Raw genomic sequence first — 17,033 nt, forward strand, 5'->3', positions numbered from 1 at the left:
TCTTACTCCGCGAGTTCCTCTTGCGGCTTGGAAAAAAAGTAACCTTGGGAAAAATCCACTCCCAGCTTATGTAAAACATTGTAGATAGTTTCGTTTTCTACAAACTCCGCGATCGTCTTTATATCCATCTTTTTGGCAAAATGCAGGATACTCTCGACCGTTGCGAGCTGTGTTTCGTCTTTATCTATATCTTTTATCAAAGAGCCGTCAATCTTTATGTAATCTATGTGCAGCTTGGAGAGATAGCTAAAGTTGGAATATCCCGTTCCAAAATCGTCTATGGCTATCTTGCAGCCGTATTGTTTGACTATGGAAATAAACTCCGACATCTTCTCGAAACTGTCGATACCTTCGGATTCGACTATCTCCAAGACGACCCTGTTTCCGCATCGGTATTTTTCCAGATTCTCTATCAGCAGATTCACTATTTTTACTGATTCAATATCCTGCAGGGAAAGATTTATGGAAAATTCGTAATCCAGATTTGCAAACTTTTCAAACGATTTTACTATCATGACTTCTGTTAGTCTGATATAGAGTTTCGCTTTTTTTGCATGTTCTAAAAAGAAAAACGGAGAGACTATTTTGCCGTCGCTCTCTTTGAGACGGATAAGAGATTCATATTTGACGATTTTTTTGGTTTTGTTATCGACAATACCCTGAAAGAACGGCAGGAATCGGTCATGCTGCAACGCCTCTTTGATCTTTGCGATTATGTTGATATTGTCCTTTATTTTTTTATCCAGATTATCGTTGTCATTGTAAAAGATGACATGTTTATTCGATTTTTTGTTCTCTTTAAGCGCAATATGGGAAAATTTATATATCTCGCTTCTTCTTCCGTATGCGACGCCGCAAGATAAAAATACGGAGATCACATCCTCGTACAGTTTGTAATCGGACCTTTCCAGATCTAGTATCAATTTGATTATATCAGCTTTGTTCTCTTCGTTGAGATCATGTTCGCACAGTATCGCAAATTCGTCTCCGCTTATTCTATATACTTTTTCATGCTTCTGTTTTAACCGAAGAGCGAACTCCTGCAGGACTTTGTCTCCTGTTTCATATCCGAAATAATCGTTAATATCGGAAAACCTGTCGATGTTTATAAGTATCAAAGAGGCATATTCGCTCGGTCTTATACTTAACTGATACAAAAGCGAGGCTCTGTTTTGCAAGCCCGTCAAAACATCTTCGAACTGCCTTTTGATGATCTTGTCTTTTTGTATCAGATCCGTCACGTCCGTTCTTGCCGCGATGTACTCGGTAATATTTCCCTCTTCATCCAGGATCGGCATGATCACGGACTTGACATAATAGGTCTCTCCGTTTTTTGTAAGATTTTTTATGGTGCCGTGCCATACCTTTTTATGCGTGATATCTTTCCACATCTGGGTAAAAACGGATTTTTCCGTCTCGGGATGCTTTACGATATTGTGTTTTTGCCCCAAAAGCTCTTCTCTGCTGTAACCCGAAACCCTGCAGAACTCGTCGTTGACATAGGTAATGATCCCTCTCTCGTCGGTTTTGGAAACGATGGCACTGTTGTCGAGTATCTCTTTATACTGATTGAGCTTGATAATATTGTTATTTAGGGCTTTTTCCGAAATGTTCACGAGATTTGTAAGAGATTTCAACATAGAGGTCTTGGCTTTTCTCTCTGTGATCTTCTGTTTCTCTTTCAACTGAGTCGATTCCGAAAGGCTGAGTGTCGTGGTAGTTATATTTAAAAGCTGGTTTTTCGTTTTGCCGTGATAGAACTCTCCGTACGTAAAGAAACCGACAGCCGGAGCTATCTGCTCTATCAAACCAAACTCATAGTTCAACTGATCTTTTAAAAACAGCTTTCTAACCGAACAGGAATATATGTACGTAGCTTCGACGGGAGCGGAAATGATATTGTCATAAAGTACCTGTGCTTTGTTCAGAATCTCTTCTACGTTTCCTATCGCGAACTTGACTTTGTCCCCGTTTTTAAAATGCCCCGCATAAACGAATCCTTCATCATCCGTTCTCGCGACGATCGATCTGGCGATCTTTACATTTTCGTCCGTTTTTATCAAGGGAAACTCTACGACCGTGGCAGGGAAGTTAAGCAGGATTTCGTCTCCGAGATAGTATCTGTATATCTTTTCTACCGGAAGATTGTCGATCTCATAGACGACGTTGTTTTGAGCTTTTGTAATGATCATCTCTTTGCCCACGGGCGTCCACTCCAAAGAGTAGTTGGTCGATACGCTCAAAGTTTCACTGTCGATCGCACACAATACGATCCCCTCAAAATATATCTTGTCTTTGTTTATGACAAACGTTTCTTTAAATTCTAAATTGTCTCCCGCATTGCCGCCTGCAATGGGGATATTATGTTCTACGGAGGAAAAACCTTCCAAAAACAGCTCCGAATCTCCCTTTAAAGCTTCACAAAAAGCCAGAACCGCTTTGGTATCTTTTTTTGAAAAACCCTTTACGGCATCGACGCCCGTTTGGAAATCCACCTTCGGATAATAGATAGTTCTGAGCGAGGAGTTTTCAAATACGGAAAAAGAAAGTTGTACGGTTTTGCTGTGAATGATGCCGCCAGATATTTCGCCTGCGGTGGAAGCACCGATGATCACTGCATTCGGGATCTTTTCGTTCAATACGTCTAAGACCGATTGAACCGTTGTGATATCGGATATTCCGCTGAAAAGCTGTACGAGGATATTTCCCTCTTTTGGCAGTTCGTTATCTATAAACTGCTCCAGAGCGGCACAGTTTTCAAAAGTATGATTAAGTAGTTTCAAAAAGCGATTTCCTTCCCATCCACATATAATTTCAAATAATTATATCCAAATTCCAATCTACCTGTTTTACTATAAGTTTTTTAAAGTTCATCCGGCTCTTTTATGACACCGAAAAGCTCTTCGCCGTTATAAAGAGACTGCGAGTTATCGACGAACATAGTTTCTTTTGTATCAAAGATAACGAATCCTTTCGTTCCGACCTCTATCTTTCCTCTCTCCTCCCCAATGGCTTTTGCAGGATTTTGCACGCAAAGACGTATCAGATCTTTCATACTGACCATTTCGGATTTTACGAGTTTCGTATAGTAAAGAGGCAGGGCATGATCTATACTTTCACATCCGTAAGCCGCATCAAAAAAAGCAACCTCTTTGTTCAACGGAGACGACGGATGATGAAGAACCGTGAGCAGATCGACCTCGCCGTTTTTCAGGGCTTCTTGCATAAGCTGCATATCATTCTGCGTTGCCAGCGGCGGATATATCTTTGCCGCCGTATTGAAGTTTTCGCAAAGTTTATCGGAGTGCAGAAGGTGATGTATGCTCACTTCGCATCTTACGTCCACACCCTCTTTTTTCGCTTTGCTTATCATCTCGATAGAACGCGGATTGGCTATGGATTTAAACAGTACTTTTATGCCATAGTAGCGCGCCAGCTCTATCATCCTGCTTACATGCAGAAGCTCGCCTATCGCAGGGATTCCTGCAAGCCCCAGACAGGAACTTGTCTCTCCTTCGTTCATGACACCCATACTTCTGAGACTTCTATCCTCCGCTCTGCAAAACAGCGTCACACCGTACATTTTGACATATTCGGCTATCTTGATAGCGAGATTGTTATGTGTCGTCGTACTCATAAACGGCGCAACCGCCCCTTTTTTGAGAAGTATGGCGATGTTACTGAGTGTCGCATCCGAGGATTTTATAGTATTAAAAGAGCAATGTATATTCGCTCCGTCTCGCGGGATCGGATTGTTTTGTACGAACTCCAAGACTATCTCATCGTCTATGGCAGGAGTCGATTCGGGATTGAGTATCACATCTTTGACGCCTCCTTTTGAAGCGTTGCATGAGAGATCCTCTATCTTTTTGGAGTTTAGGATGTCATCTTTGACCCTGACATTGAGGTCTATGAGCGAAGGGATCAGACAAAGCGGAGTATCGCTTGGCTCCTTGATCTCCTCTATCTTGGTTATGACACCCTCTTCGACCGTAACGTTAACAACTCTTTCGCCGTTTATATCGCAAATTTTCACATCTGTTATTACCATTTAAACAACACCTTTAGATATAATTACAAAATTATAAACAAAAAAGGTTTAAACCTACTATGAAACTTCTCGTCAGCGCCCTGGAACATTCCGCGAACATCCATCTAAAAGCTTTAAAACAGGAGCTCAGCCCTGATGTAGAATTTATCGGTATCTTCGACAAAGAGCTCGGAACTCCGCTCATAGATCTCTCGTCTCTGGCTATCATGGGGTTTGTCGACGCGATAAAAAAACTGAGATTTTTCTTCAAGCTCAATACGCAGATGGCAGAACTCGCACGTGATGCCGACAAGGTCTTGCTCATGGATTCATCGGGATTCAATCTCCCTCTTGCAAAGAAGATAAGAAAAAAATACCCCGACAAAGAGATCATCTACTATATCCTGCCGCAGGCCTGGGCTTGGAAACAAAAGAGAATTCCCGTTTTAGAACGTACCATCACGCATCTGGCCTCCATCCTGCCCTTTGAAAAGGACTACTACTCTAAAAACGCACCCATAACCTACGTGGGGCATCCCCTCTTAGACGAGATAAAAGAGTTTAAAGAAACACTTTCGCAAACGAACAAGATAGCTTTCATGCCCGGAAGCCGCAGAGGCGAGATAAAAAAACTGATGCCCGTGTTTGAAGAACTCAGAGAAAAACTGGAGTGCGAAGCGTATATTATCGTCCCAAAACAGTTCACTAAAGAAGATATAAAAGAAGTTTACGGTACCCTAACGAAATTTAAAATTGTTCACGATGCGCATCAGACTTTACGGGAGTGCGACTTCGCTTTTATATGCAGCGGAACGGCTACGCTTGAAGCCGCACTCATAGGGATCCCGTTCATTTTAAGCTACATCGCAAAGCCGCTTGATTATTTTCTGGCAAGCAGGCTGGTGAAGCTTGATTATATCGGTCTTGGCAACATCATGTTCGAAAAGTTCAAAGGCGAACCGCTTCATCCTGAGTTCATCCAGGACGAAGTGACGCCGGACAATCTTTTTGAAGCATATAAAAAATTTGACAGAGAAAAGTTTCTGAACAATTCAAAAGAGTTACGAAAATATTTAGGCCATGGAAGTTCCAAAACAGTAGCATCGATCATAGAGGAAAAGAATGAAGATTAATTTTATAGATTTACAGGCGCAGTATCAAGAGTATAAGACGGAGATTGACAAAGAGGTAAGCGAAGTCTTTGCGAGTGCGGGATTCATAGGAGGACCGAAACTCGAAGCTTTTGAAAAAAACATCGCAGCATATACGGGCGTAAAACATGCCATCGGATGCAGCAGCGGGACAGATGCGCTTTTACTTGCCCTTATGGCGCTCGACGTCAAAGCGGGTGATGAGATCATCACAACTCCTTTTACGTTTATAGCGACTGCCGAAGTGATCGCATTTTTAGGTGCAAAACCGGTATTTGCCGATATTGACGAAAAAACATACAATATCGATACATCCAAGATAGAAAACCTTATCACGGCAAAAACAAAAGCGATCATTCCCGTGTCTCTTTACGGACAATGTGCGGATATGGACGAGATAAACGCTATTGCCGACAAACACGGTCTTACGGTCATAGAGGACGCTTGCCAAAGCTTCGGCGCACAGTATAAAGACAAAAGATCATGCGCTCTCTCATCAATCGGCTGTACGAGTTTCTTCCCTTCCAAACCTCTTGGCGCATACGGCGACGGCGGAGCTATCTTTACCGACGATGATGAACTGGCTTCAAAGATGAGAATGCTTCTAAACCATGGACAAAACGAGAGATACAAGCACAAATATATAGGAATAAACGGCCGTCTTGACGCCGTTCAAGCCGCAATACTCGACGTCAAACTCCGTCATTTTGACAAAGAGGTGAAACTGAGACAGGATATCGGTCAAAGATATACGCTGCTTCTCGCCGATGCCGATGTCGTGACTCCATATATCGCAGACGATAGAACAAGCGTCTACGCACAATACTCCATAAGGGTAAAAGACAGAGCTGCAACGATCGCGAAGCTGAGCGAGAGATCTATCCCGACAGCCGTTCATTACCCGATGCCGCTTCACCTTCAAGAAGCTTTTGCGTATCTTGGATACAAAGAGGGGGATTTTCCTGTCTCCGAAAAGATATCAAACGAGATCATGTCTCTTCCGATGAGTCCGTATCTTACGGATGAACAGCAAGATTTTATAGTAGCAGCGATAAAAGGATAAGTATGATAAGAATAGCGATCATAGGTCTGGGCGCGATGGGGAAAAACCATTACCGCATACTAAGTATGCTTGACGAAGTAGAGGTCTGCGCACTCTGTGACGTCGTACAAAACGACCCCTACAAAGAACCTTTTTTCCATGATGTGGATGAGATGTTAAAAAACGCAAAACCCGATGCCGTCATCATCGCCGTTCCGACATTCCTGCATAAAGAGGTCGCTCTCAAATGCGCGGCTCAAGGCGTACATCTTTTTATCGAAAAACCGGCTGCTTCGACCGTACAAGATGCAAAAGATATCCTTAACGCCGTAAATGCGGCAGGAGTCAAAAGCTGTGTCGGTCATGTCGAAAGATTCAATCCCGTCGTTCAGGCGCTTAAAGAGGAACTCTCGAGCAAAGAGATATTTTCCGTGGCAATCACGCGTGTCGGACCGTTCCCTCCGCGCATCGCCGATGTCGGAGTACTCACGGACCTCTCGGTGCATGACATCGATCTTATCCGTTTTATAACGCACAGAGACATACTCAACCAGTCTATCTTCAAATCAAGAAAGATCCATAATCACCATGAAGACAATGCGGTACTTAGTTTCGAACTGACGGATTCGGTCATAGCCAATATCACGACAAACTGGCTTACTCCGTTTAAAAAACGCTGCATAGAGGTGGCTTGTCAGGATTCTTACTTTGAAGCCGATCTGATAGCGCAAAGTCTTACCGAATACTCATCGTTTAGCACAAACAACTCCTATGTCGTCAGAGGCTGCCACATCAAAAAAGACGAGCCGCTCATAAAAGAGCTGGAAACTTTCATAGCATACCTCAAAACAGGCGAACGTGCATCTCTTGCTTCCATAGAAGACAGCATCATCACGCTCAAGATCGCAATCCACTCATGATAGACAAAACAACCATCATAGAAGACGGCGCTTCGATCGCCGAAGACGCGGTCATCGGACCTTTTTGTTTCATAGGCAGAGACACGGTGATAGCTTCGGGCGTAAACATCGCTTCAAACGTGATCATAAAAGGTAAAACGACCCTGGAAGAGAATACAAAGATATTCAGTTTCGCAACGATAGGAAACGAAAGCTCGACGATCAGGATAGGAAAAAACACGCACGTCCGCGAATTTGTCCAGATCGGTACACAGGAGAGCGATAACAAACAAAGTATCGAAATAAGCCATGACAACTTCATAATGGCATATGTACAGATCATGAACGGCGTGAAGATAGCCAATAACTGCGTACTCACAAATGCCGTAAGACTTTATGAGAACGTCAAATGCGAAGAGCGCGTCATTATCGGCGGGCTGAGTACGGTCGAAGAAAACAACCGCATAGGGACGGGAGTGATGATCGGCGGAGCTTCCTACGTCAATCACGATATCCCGCCGTTTTGTCTGGTCGAAGGAAACCGTTCCAGCATCAAAGGTCTCAATATCATAGGTCTCAGACGAAGACTGGAAAATCCTGATGATATAGAGGAGATAAAAGCCGCGTACAAAAAACTTCTCAGCCACGGCGTCGATAAAGAGACGGCAAAAACACTTGAGCAAGAAAGCCAAAACGGCTACGTCAAACTATTTGCAGGATTCATCAAAGAGAGCAATCTATAAATATGCTCTCCTGAGTGCAAAACAAAATTCTTCCCCTGCTAAAACAAAATTCTTTTTGTGCTAAAAAAAGGTTGTTTTGGAAAATACAATCCAATATACTTGTGTTACAAATTATAGATAAAGGCAGGAACATGAAAAAACTATTGGCCGTAACAACAACAGCTTTAATGCTAAGCGGCGCATTATATGCAGATTCGAACTTTTACGGAAAAGTTGCTTTAGGATATGAGGATGCAAATAATATTACAAATAGCAATTATAATATAGATGCCGGTACAGGTGTTAACACTATGATGGCGATCGGTTATCGTTATAAAGACTTTGCAATTGAGGGTGAATATTCTCATTCAAAAGTAAATTATAATAATAAAAATCTAAATTATAAAAATGATATTACCGTTAATTCATACATAGTAAATGCACTCTACTATATTGACTTAAAATCGGTAGTAACGCCTTATCTTGGTGTAGGTATCGGTACTTCTGCATATGACGACGGTATCTCGACCGACAATGTCAGAACTTACGAAGGTACGGCAGGTATAGCAATAGCCATGAATAAAAGTCTGGATATTACAGCCGAATATAAATATAGAAAATTTGACGTAAAAGGTATAGGTACCAATGCCGATCCGGATACCAGTACAAACTCATATATGCTGGGTCTGCTCTATAAATTCTAATTTACGTCTTACTCAAAACTTTATAGGCAGATAAAAGCTCAGATCGAACTCTTTGTCGTCTGAGAGATATTTGTTTTTATAGTAGATGGCATATGAGGGTTTGGTGGTCGTCTCGAACTCGCTTTTTAAAAGCCATTCATGATAAACCCATTGGATGAATTTCAAAAAGTCGCCCTTCTTTCCTTTGAGATCGAACTTCGCATAGACGCCGTCAGAGATGTTGAACCTCGGCAGCCTGTCACTGCCGACCTTGTTTTTGGTCGCGATACACGCGACATACTGGCACTCGTCAAGCGGTGTGACGGTAGGATTGTCGTGAAACAGGGCTATCTCCTGATAATCCTTGACATTATTGCTCAGCACCCAGGTCTCCAGCTTCTGCCAGCTCTCTCGGATGTTTTTGGAGTTATATCCTTTATTTCTTATATAATAGCTTTGGATCACAGGCATCTTGACGATCGTCGCCGTTACATCGCTAAAGTCCGCTGTCGACTGTACGGCTCCTCTGGATTGTTTTAAGATATTGTCCGAATACACTTTATAGCCGCCGTTCTTCCACTCTTTTGGCGTCATGGAAAAACGCTCCTTGAACGCTTTTATAAAAGATGACTGCGAACTGTACCCGCACATGTTGGCTATGTTCGAGATGGTCGAATACTTGTTTGTCAAAAGCAGATTGGAAGCTTTTTGCAGACGAATAGATTTTATGCTTTCATAGATGTTTCTTCCAAACGCTTCTTTAAATATCCTCTGCATATGAAACTTGCTTATACCAAAATCCCGACTCAGTTCATCGACATCTATGTGGGTATCTATATGGGTATATACATAGTACATGATATCGTTGGCGATCTTGATTCTTTTTTGCAAAGTCTCTTTTTTCATGCAATAATTGTAGCATAATCAAACCATAAAGTAAGCACAAATGAACAACTTAATATGCAGAAAAAAGGAAGAACTTTTTTTTTGAAAGGTATAAAATTGCAAATAAAAAAGAAGGAATCCTTAAACCCGATGAAAAAGATAGGTAAAGTACTTATAGCCAACAGAGGCGAGATAGCTCTTCGTATCATCAGAGCTTGTAAAGAGTTGGAAATAAAAAGCGTAGCGATATTTTCCGAAGTGGATATAGAAGGTATCTGGGTAAGAAAAGCGGATGAATGTTACCCGATCTTAGGAAATCCCGTCGAAGCCTATCTGGACTACGACAGGATCATCTCACTGGCCAAAAAAGCCGAATGCGACGCTATCCATCCGGGTTACGGATTCTTATCCGAAAGTGCGGAGTTCGCACAGGCTTGTGAAGACAACGGCATTATTTTTATCGGACCAAAAGCGGATCACATCGCACTTTTCGGCGACAAGATGGCATCGAAGGTCGCTATGAAAAAAGTGGGCGTTCCTGTACTGGAGGGAACGGACGAACCTGTAAAAGATATCAAAGAAGGCGAGAAAATATCTAAAGATATCGGTTTTCCCGTCATCATCAAAGCGGCATTCGGCGGCGGCGGCAGAGGGATGAGGATAGTAAGAGAAGAGAAAGACTTTAAAGAGCTTTACGAATCCGCAGCCAACGAATCAAAAAAATATTTCGGCAGGGACGAGATGTTTATCGAGAAGTTCGTCGAAAACCCAAGACACATCGAGATACAGGTGATCGCAGATAAATACGGCAACGTCGTACATCTTGGCGAACGCGACTGCTCGATCCAAAGACGCCATCAAAAAGTGATCGAGATAGCACCCAGCCCGAGACTAAACGACGATGTCAGACGCGAGCTCTACCGCATCTCCACAAAAGCGATGTTCAAACTCGGTTACGAGAGTGTGGGAACAATCGAGTTTTTGGTAGATGAAGCCGACAACATCTACTTCATCGAGATGAACACAAGGGTACAGGTCGAACATCCCGTTACCGAACTTATCTCCGGAATTGACATCATCCAAAGGATGATACAGATCGCAGAAGGGGACAAACTGCACTTTATGCAAGAGGAGATCAAGCTTAAAGGCTACGCCATCGAGTTTCGTATAAATGCCGAAAACCCGAAACTAAAATTTATGCCGGCTGTCGGGACCATCACGAACTATATGGCGCCGGGAGGTCCGGGCGTCAGACTCGATACAAGTCTGTATGCAGGCTACAAGATCCCTGCAAATTACGACTCCATGATAGGAAAGCTTATCGTATCGGCACTTGACTGGGACGGAGTGGTCAGAAAAGCAAAAAGAGCACTGGACGAGTTCTTTATAGACGGCGTAGCTACAAACATTCCTCTTCACAGAGCGATAGTAAGAGACCTTGATTTCATAGAGGGCAAGTTCAACACAAGCTATCTTGACGCCAAACTGGACAAGTTCAACCTCGACGCGATAAACAACATAGAAGAGGAAGAGCAGAAGATGACTCAGATCTCAAAGCTCGTCGAGACCATCAAGCAGCATAACCTTCACGTCAGACATTAAAACTTTTGCAAAGAGAGCCTTATAAAGCTCTCTCTGCCTTTTTTAAAAACACTCTTTCATCTCTTTTTATAGGCGGCAAGCTTTCCTTTTACCGTCATTATAGCTTGTGCGAGAACGGACTTGACATCCTTAAAAGTCGTGTTTTTATTGGCATTGAAGTCGATGAGCCGATGTTTCGTCCATCTTTTTCTGTAATAATCGTCTATATTAAATCTTACTTCCTGCAAGGCGGGCTGTCTATGGACATATTTTCCCATTACTGCAACAGAAGCGTTTTGCAAAGCGCAATACAGGTCGAGCTTTTGTGAATGCGAGCAGTTTGTGGGATGCTCTTTTTGCCATGTATTTTCATCAGACAACAAAGCATCCGCTTTTGTCAAAATATCCAGATCGACCTGCGATACACGGATATCTCTTTTTTCATAATCGGGGAGACCTAAGACTATTCCGTTCTCAGTTTTATAAACACCTATGACTCCAAAAATGATAAAAGAGCCCAAAGCGAGAAGAGTTAAAAGCGTGTACAATAAAATTTTTTTCATAAATACTCCAAACTGCAGGAATAGCAGAGGTCACTGGTATTATATAAGAACCGATTAAACAGATGTACACAAAAGATTTTAAGAAGGACTTTTACCATATCTCACTTCACCTACAATAACTGCTTGTTTCTGGATACATTAATGTTTAACTATTAAATTCTTCTTTATACCTATTTAAAGCATCAATTGTTTTTTTTAAGCTTGGAGAGTTTTTCATTGCTCTATTTAAATCCCAATAATTGTCAATAAACTCTTTTATTGTTGAATTGTAAGCAGGACCTATAGAAGCACCACTATTTGGTAATATAGCTTCTTTATATTTACGTTTATTAGATTTTTTAACTACTCTAAACACTTCATTTTTAGGATCATTTAACTCATCTGGGTTATTTACAAAATTAGCAATAGGAATATTAAGAAATTGAGAAAAACCTTCTTTATCAGCAAGAAGCCAAGATTCAATTTCTCTTACAACAATCCTAAAAAACAACTTGTCATTCTTTGATATTTCACCTAACCAATCGTTTATTTTAGCTGACGGACAAGGATCATTGTCTAAATCTGTTAAAATAAAGTAGTGTATATATTCAGCTGCTTGATTATATTTGTGAATTGCTTTTTTAATATTGCCATAACCATTTTTACAATCTTCCCGAAAAATACAAAACTCTTGTGGAAATTCTCTTAAAATTTTACGAATTATTTCTATACTCGGAGCATCTTCACCTACAATATAAAAATTAATCATTCAAATTCAAAGACCAATTGATTAAGATTTTTTGGTTTAATAATAGGCTTAATTATTTCTCCAACGCTAAAACCACCTGCAAGCATGGCTTGTACTTCAGTTAAACTAGATACATTGCGGACACTTGTACCTTCTCTATCTGGAGACAATAAAAACACTTCATTTCCACCTATAGATTTTGCATTCAATAAATCTATACTATGAGTAGTCATAATAACTTGACGCTTACGTTTTAGTTTTGCTTGAATTCTAAAAATTAGTTCTGGTAATTGTTCAACTATTGCAGTATTTAATGAAAGTTCTGGTTCTTCTAATAATAATAAAGCTTCACCTTCTTGTAAAGACCATAATAATGCAATTAAACGCAAAGTTCCGTCTGAAAACTGTTCTTCTCGTTGTTTAGCATCTTTTCCTCGCCAGTTATCATAACTAGTTTCTAAATGTGGTTTACCTTCATCATCTTTAATATATTTAAGTTCTTTAAATTGTGGAACTGCTATTCTTAAAGCTTGTTCTATTCTTCTTAATCTCGCATCTCTTGTAGGTGAAGGTGTTTTAGCTATATGCTGTAAAAAATTTTTTCCAAAAGGATCATCTGATCTTTCATATCCAATAAATTCTTGTGAATGCCTAATTAATTGAGGAATCAAGTGCAAATATAATGTTTTTTCAAAGAAAATTGCCAGCTCACGGAACTGTGCATTAGCATTAATTTGTTCAATATACGTTTGAGTTAACCTCTTATCATCATTCTTATCATCTTTATCTGGGCGATCAATGAGCATAGTTTTATTTTTCCACACTTGCTCCTTTGCTACTACGACAGGGTTTTTACCTCCTTTTTCTTGCTTAATACTTAAAAAATATCTCCATGTTGTGTCTTCATCATCCACTTCTATATCTATTTCTACGTCAGGATTTTGTCTCGCTGCTAAACATCTTATTTTAGTTAATCCACCTCTATCTTTAACTGCTTTTTGAAGCCCACCACCTGTCTCTTTTGCTATCTCTCTAATGAAACGAAATACATCAAGAAAATTAGATTTACCTGCTGCATTTGGACCAACAATAAATACTCGATTATCTAAGTTTATGTCTATATCTCTAAAATTTTTCCAATTTTTTAGCTGTAATCGTTTAATCTGCATAATACCACTTTTTATTTATATTATATTTAATTTGTTATTATAAAGTAAACTACTTTATGAATTTCTTGCACCTACTTTACTAATAAAATACATATTTATTTTACGACCTAGAGACTTTCCAGGTGTTTTAAGAACTCTTTTGCCTCTTTATATCCCGTTATGGTCTTGTCTTCTAGCACGGTTCCGTTTTCATCCATAAAGACGATGACGGGAGGGCCGAAGACTCCGTATTTTTTAGAGACGGCTTTTTGTTTGTCTGTATTTGCGCTTATGTCCGCGCGGATGAGGACGAACTCTTTCATCTTGTCGATCACGTCCTTATCTTTAAACGTCGTCTCGTCAAGCTCTTTACAGGCCGTACACCATGAAGCCGCAAAATCGAGGACGACTTTTTTGCCTTTTGCCTGTGCGAGGGCTGCATCCAGTTCATCCATATTTGTGACTCTCTTGAACTGCAGCTCGTTTGCACCGCTTTTTGCCGTACTTTCAACCGTCCTTGACGTAAACTTATCCAAAGGGGAAAGCATCTCTTTGGAGCCGCTCAGCGCACCGATGAAAAGGATCACGCCGTAAAGCAGGATGATCACCGCAATTATCTTTTTAAAGCTGTTCTCTCTTTCTCCGTTTTCCACCTGCAACGGCTCCAGCGCTCCAAAATGCACTCCCGAAGCGATAGCCAGTACTGCCCAAAGCATCATGACGATCCCCTCGTCCAAAACGCGAGAAACCATCCAGATAGCCACGCCCAGCATCATCAGACCAAACACGGTTTTCACTAGCTCCATCCAGCCTCCAGGACGAGGCATAAACTTGCCTGCTCCCGTACCGACAACGATGAGAGGTATCCCCATCCCGATGGAGAGCATAAAGAGCGCCGCACCGCCTAGCAGCGCATCTCCTGTCTGCCCGATGTACACCAAAGCTCCCGCAAGCGGTGCAGCCACACAAGGCCCGACTATGAGTGCGGATAAAAAGCCCATAATAGCGACACCGATGATACCGCCTCTGTTGCTCGTAGCACTGCTTACTTTTGACTGTATGAAGCTTGGCACCTGCAGTTCGTAAACGTCAAACATAGAAAGCGAGAGAAGAACAAAGATACCCGCAAACGAGTAGATGACCCAAGGAGTTTGAAGTGCTGCTTGCAGGTTTGCACCGAAAAGCCCTGCCAAAATACCCGCTATCGTATAAGCGACCGACATAGAAAGAACATAAACGACGGAGAGGAAAAAGGCGCGTTTTGTCGTAAGTCCTTCCCCCTGCGATACGATCACCGAAGAGATGATAGGTATCATAGGAAAGACACACGGAGTCATGGAGAGCAAAAGTCCAAAAACAAGAAACATACCGAGCGTAAAAAGAATATTTCCCGATTTTAAGGTATTTGCGATGTCATCGGTTTCGGAAAGCTGTTTTTTGGAAGACTTTACAGATTTTTCCGCAGCAATCTTGCCCGAAGTGATCTTTGCCGTATCTATATTCAGCGTATATGTATGCTCTTGAGGCTCGTAGCAAAGCCCGTGCAGCGAACATCCTTGAAATCCCAGAACAAGATCGACTTTTGCTGTCTGTGCCGCGTTAGAAAGCTTTTTGAGCTTTACAATGATGTGAGGCGAGTTCATATATACTTTGTCTTGCTCATGCTTGACGCTTTTTGGAAGATCTATGGATTCTACGGCAAGGGCGTCGTTTTTCTTCAAAGAGATCTTCAGATCTTTTTCGTAAAGATATATATCTTTACCCAAAACGATATCGATGATTATGTTCGATCTCTCATCGACAGTCACGGAAGGTTTAAAAGCCTCGTTTGGCAGAAGAAACCCTTGTGCCTGAGCTAATGTGAAGATACTGAGCAAAATCAGCAGCAGCAGCAGTTTTTTCATATTTACACGTCCCGTCTCATTCTTTTGATATATTATATTATCTAATTAAATTAAATATCTGCCCGGCTGCCGCGTTTTTTGCCAAAATTTAAAACAGCTTTGCCTCTCTCGTAACATTTCAGCCGCTTGATCTATTTGTTTTGGCAGCTTTTTAAAAAGCATGTTTATGAGCATTTTTCATATTTAAAAGCAGTTTTGCATGCGGATAATCATTGATATACCCCACTTCGATCCGATATTTTTTGCCGGGCTTAAACTTCAGATCAAAACTCTTAGAGCTGTTGCCTTCATAAACGGCTTTTCCGTCTACCATGACACGAATATCTGCATGACTGACATTCACGTCGAACTCGTAAGTGACGGGTCTTGCAAAGATAAAATCTCCCACCCAGTATCCGACGAAATTATCGGCTCTTATATCGTGAAAACCGTTTTTTACATAATCAACGGCTATTTTAAAAACATTTTCGCTATATCTGATATTTGAAACATCGAACTTGTCCATATAGTACGCTTTAAACGAATTGCTCGGTATCTGGGCATCGTTTACATGCAAAACGTCATGCCATCTTTTGCCTTTATACCGATAAAACGGATCAGCAAGCCTTCTTTGAAGCTCCTCTTTTTGCAGCCTCATAGCTTCGATGCTTCCGTTTATCTCATCGTAACGCTTTGTGTCAAACTCTATCTGCGGAATTTTTACCGGGGTCTCTTTTTTGTTAGTACCGTCCGTAAATCCTGTTATCTTTTTCCCCAAAAGCTTGCGCATCCATGCATTTAAAGCCGCCAGCTCGCTAAAGGTCGAACATTCGATCCCAAAGGGAGCGTGATTGACGCACTCCAGTTTTTTGGGGTAGACTTTATATATCTCGGGCATCTCTTTTATGCGCAGCAGGCTTACATTGCCATCGAACTTAAATCTAGCTCCTACTCCGGCATAGACCACCGCTTTTGTGTTCGAACCTTTTATATTACGGATATCATAAGCGGCCGCATCGGCAGAGTCTATAAACAAGACCGAAGGTTTTGCCGAATCTTGCAAGTTCATTCTCCTGTCGCTGTTTTGGGCGGTGAAGAACAGATCATACGCTTTGTTTTTGACGATCTTTTTTAACTCTTTTGTCATGTTCTCATCCGATATTACAGGAGTAAAATCGTTTATACCCGCACGCATCACGGCTTTTGAACGTCCTGAAGCATAAATATATATCCGCAGATGATGCACCCCTTTTGAAAGATTGACAAGCAGCTCTTTTTTTTGCGAATCAGAAGCAAGTACGAGTTCGCCGTCAAGATATACTTCGGCTTTTGCCTGCTTTATGTCTGTATATATCTCTTTTTTTACGGGTTTTACATTTACGAAATAGCCGTCCATCATGACATAAAAATCTTTTTTTCTGTCATGGTGAAACGTTTTTGCCAGATACTCAATATCTACTCTTGTATCTGTTTTGGGCAGATATTTTTGAGAATCGGCGGCATCGGCATTATGATACGTGATATAAAAGCTGTTTATGCGGTAAGAAAAAATATCGGGCAGCGAAGTTTTAAAAAGTACCAGAAGGATCGTCAAAAAAGCAACGAGAAGCAGAGGAACGAAGCCTCTGTACACGACAAAAAACCTCACAAGGACTATACATGCCATTACCGATAACAGCAGATAAACGGCGATATCAAATATAAGCATGAAAAGACCTC

14 protein-coding genes are annotated in these 17,033 nt (G+C 41.3%); 6 read left to right on the plus strand and 8 right to left on the minus strand.

Going from position 1 to position 17,033, the window contains the following annotated elements; genetic code table 11:
• Positions 1 to 2 precede the first annotated feature (2 nt).
• Entirely contained in the window at positions 3 to 2,783 is a 2,781-nt protein-coding gene (locus WCY03_RS07085) for an EAL domain-containing protein (protein WP_345991537.1), read from the minus strand.
• Between the two features lie 80 nt (positions 2,784 to 2,863).
• Entirely contained in the window at positions 2,864 to 4,051 is a 1,188-nt protein-coding gene (locus WCY03_RS07090; protein WP_345991539.1) for a dihydroorotase, read from the minus strand.
• Positions 4,052 to 4,110: 59 nt separating this feature from the next.
• Between WCY03_RS07090 and lpxB the strand changes: the two genes are divergently transcribed.
• The 5 genes from lpxB to WCY03_RS07115 all read left to right on the plus strand — a co-directional run bounded on the left by lpxB (position 4,111) and on the right by WCY03_RS07115 (position 8,548).
• Positions 4,111 to 5,163, plus strand: a complete 1,053-nt coding sequence (lpxB, locus tag WCY03_RS07095) for a lipid-A-disaccharide synthase (RefSeq protein ID WP_345991541.1) — start codon at positions 4,111 to 4,113, stop codon at positions 5,161 to 5,163.
• The gene (locus tag WCY03_RS07100; protein WP_345991543.1) at positions 5,153 to 6,244 is read left to right on the plus strand and encodes a DegT/DnrJ/EryC1/StrS family aminotransferase; all 1,092 of its coding nucleotides are present in this window, start codon (positions 5,153 to 5,155) and stop codon (positions 6,242 to 6,244) included. The genes lpxB and WCY03_RS07100 overlap by 11 nt, the downstream gene beginning before the upstream one ends.
• Before the next feature lie 2 nt (positions 6,245 to 6,246).
• Entirely contained in the window at positions 6,247 to 7,143 is an 897-nt protein-coding gene (locus tag WCY03_RS07105) for a Gfo/Idh/MocA family oxidoreductase (RefSeq protein WP_345991545.1), read from the plus strand.
• Positions 7,140 to 7,865, plus strand: coding sequence for an acyl-ACP--UDP-N- acetylglucosamine O-acyltransferase (locus WCY03_RS07110; protein ID WP_345991546.1), 726 nt, complete (start codon positions 7,140 to 7,142; stop codon positions 7,863 to 7,865). Before WCY03_RS07105 ends, WCY03_RS07110 begins: the two co-directional genes overlap by 4 nt.
• 131 nt (positions 7,866 to 7,996) lie before the next feature.
• Entirely contained in the window at positions 7,997 to 8,548 is a 552-nt protein-coding gene (locus WCY03_RS07115) for an outer membrane beta-barrel protein (RefSeq protein ID WP_345991548.1), read from the plus strand.
• Between the two features lie 12 nt (positions 8,549 to 8,560).
• Here WCY03_RS07115 and WCY03_RS07120 read toward each other — a convergent pair whose 3' ends face one another.
• Positions 8,561 to 9,433 (minus strand): AraC family transcriptional regulator, encoded by an 873-nt coding sequence (locus WCY03_RS07120; protein WP_345991550.1) that lies wholly within the window; start codon positions 9,431 to 9,433, stop codon positions 8,561 to 8,563.
• A gap of 129 nt (positions 9,434 to 9,562) precedes the next feature.
• Here WCY03_RS07120 and WCY03_RS07125 point away from each other — a divergent pair, with 129 nt between their 5' ends.
• Positions 9,563 to 11,014, plus strand: coding sequence for an acetyl-CoA carboxylase biotin carboxylase subunit (locus WCY03_RS07125; protein WP_345991552.1), 1,452 nt, complete (start codon positions 9,563 to 9,565; stop codon positions 11,012 to 11,014).
• A gap of 56 nt (positions 11,015 to 11,070) precedes the next feature.
• On the opposite strand, the gene WCY03_RS07130 is transcribed toward WCY03_RS07125, so the two are convergent.
• The 5 genes from WCY03_RS07130 to WCY03_RS07150 form a co-directional block, all read right to left on the minus strand.
• Complete coding sequence (locus WCY03_RS07130) at positions 11,071 to 11,556, minus strand: hypothetical protein (protein ID WP_345991554.1); 486 nt, start codon at positions 11,554 to 11,556, stop codon at positions 11,071 to 11,073.
• Positions 11,557 to 11,701: 145 nt separating this feature from the next.
• Positions 11,702 to 12,304: a DUF4276 family protein gene (locus WCY03_RS07135; protein ID WP_345991556.1), complete on the minus strand. Its 603-nt coding sequence runs from the start codon at positions 12,302 to 12,304 to the stop codon at positions 11,702 to 11,704.
• A complete protein-coding gene (locus WCY03_RS07140; protein WP_345991558.1) occupies positions 12,301 to 13,452 on the minus strand; it encodes an AAA family ATPase in 1,152 nt (383 codons plus the stop codon). The genes WCY03_RS07135 and WCY03_RS07140 overlap by 4 nt, the downstream gene beginning before the upstream one ends.
• A 107-nt stretch (positions 13,453 to 13,559) precedes the next feature.
• Positions 13,560 to 15,335 carry a protein-disulfide reductase DsbD gene (gene dsbD, locus WCY03_RS07145; protein ID WP_345991559.1) on the minus strand — a complete coding sequence of 592 codons (1,776 nt, stop codon included), beginning with the start codon at positions 15,333 to 15,335 and terminating at the stop codon, positions 13,560 to 13,562.
• A 151-nt stretch (positions 15,336 to 15,486) separates the two neighbouring features.
• Positions 15,487 to 17,022: a hypothetical protein gene (locus WCY03_RS07150; RefSeq protein ID WP_345991561.1), complete on the minus strand. Its 1,536-nt coding sequence runs from the start codon at positions 17,020 to 17,022 to the stop codon at positions 15,487 to 15,489.
• Positions 17,023 to 17,033 lie beyond the last annotated feature (11 nt).

Origin of the sequence: Sulfurimonas sp. HSL-1716 (assembly GCF_039645975.1) — a bacterium.
In the GTDB taxonomy this organism is placed as follows: domain Bacteria; phylum Campylobacterota; class Campylobacteria; order Campylobacterales; family Sulfurimonadaceae; genus Hydrocurvibacter; species Hydrocurvibacter sulfurireducens.

What these genes read in the sequence shown, in the direction of transcription:
- WCY03_RS07090 (WP_345991539.1), bottom strand. Translation starts at nt 4,051, where the DNA reads ATGGTAATAACAGATGTGAAAATTTGCGATATAAACGGCGAAAGAGTT.
- lpxB (WP_345991541.1), top strand. Translation starts at nt 4,111, where the DNA reads ATGAAACTTCTCGTCAGCGCCCTGGAACATTCCGCGAACATCCATCTA.
- WCY03_RS07100 (WP_345991543.1), top strand. Translation starts at nt 5,153, where the DNA reads ATGAAGATTAATTTTATAGATTTACAGGCGCAGTATCAAGAGTATAAG.
- WCY03_RS07105 (WP_345991545.1), top strand. Translation starts at nt 6,247, where the DNA reads ATGATAAGAATAGCGATCATAGGTCTGGGCGCGATGGGGAAAAACCAT.
- WCY03_RS07110 (WP_345991546.1), top strand. Translation starts at nt 7,140, where the DNA reads ATGATAGACAAAACAACCATCATAGAAGACGGCGCTTCGATCGCCGAA.
- WCY03_RS07115 (WP_345991548.1), top strand. Translation starts at nt 7,997, where the DNA reads ATGAAAAAACTATTGGCCGTAACAACAACAGCTTTAATGCTAAGCGGC.
- WCY03_RS07120 (WP_345991550.1), bottom strand. Translation starts at nt 9,433, where the DNA reads ATGAAAAAAGAGACTTTGCAAAAAAGAATCAAGATCGCCAACGATATC.
- WCY03_RS07125 (WP_345991552.1), top strand. Translation starts at nt 9,563, where the DNA reads ATGAAAAAGATAGGTAAAGTACTTATAGCCAACAGAGGCGAGATAGCT.
- WCY03_RS07130 (WP_345991554.1), bottom strand. Translation starts at nt 11,556, where the DNA reads ATGAAAAAAATTTTATTGTACACGCTTTTAACTCTTCTCGCTTTGGGC.
- WCY03_RS07135 (WP_345991556.1), bottom strand. Translation starts at nt 12,304, where the DNA reads ATGATTAATTTTTATATTGTAGGTGAAGATGCTCCGAGTATAGAAATA.
- WCY03_RS07140 (WP_345991558.1), bottom strand. Translation starts at nt 13,452, where the DNA reads ATGCAGATTAAACGATTACAGCTAAAAAATTGGAAAAATTTTAGAGAT.
- dsbD (WP_345991559.1), bottom strand. Translation starts at nt 15,335, where the DNA reads ATGAAAAAACTGCTGCTGCTGCTGATTTTGCTCAGTATCTTCACATTA.
- WCY03_RS07150 (WP_345991561.1), bottom strand. Translation starts at nt 17,022, where the DNA reads ATGCTTATATTTGATATCGCCGTTTATCTGCTGTTATCGGTAATGGCA.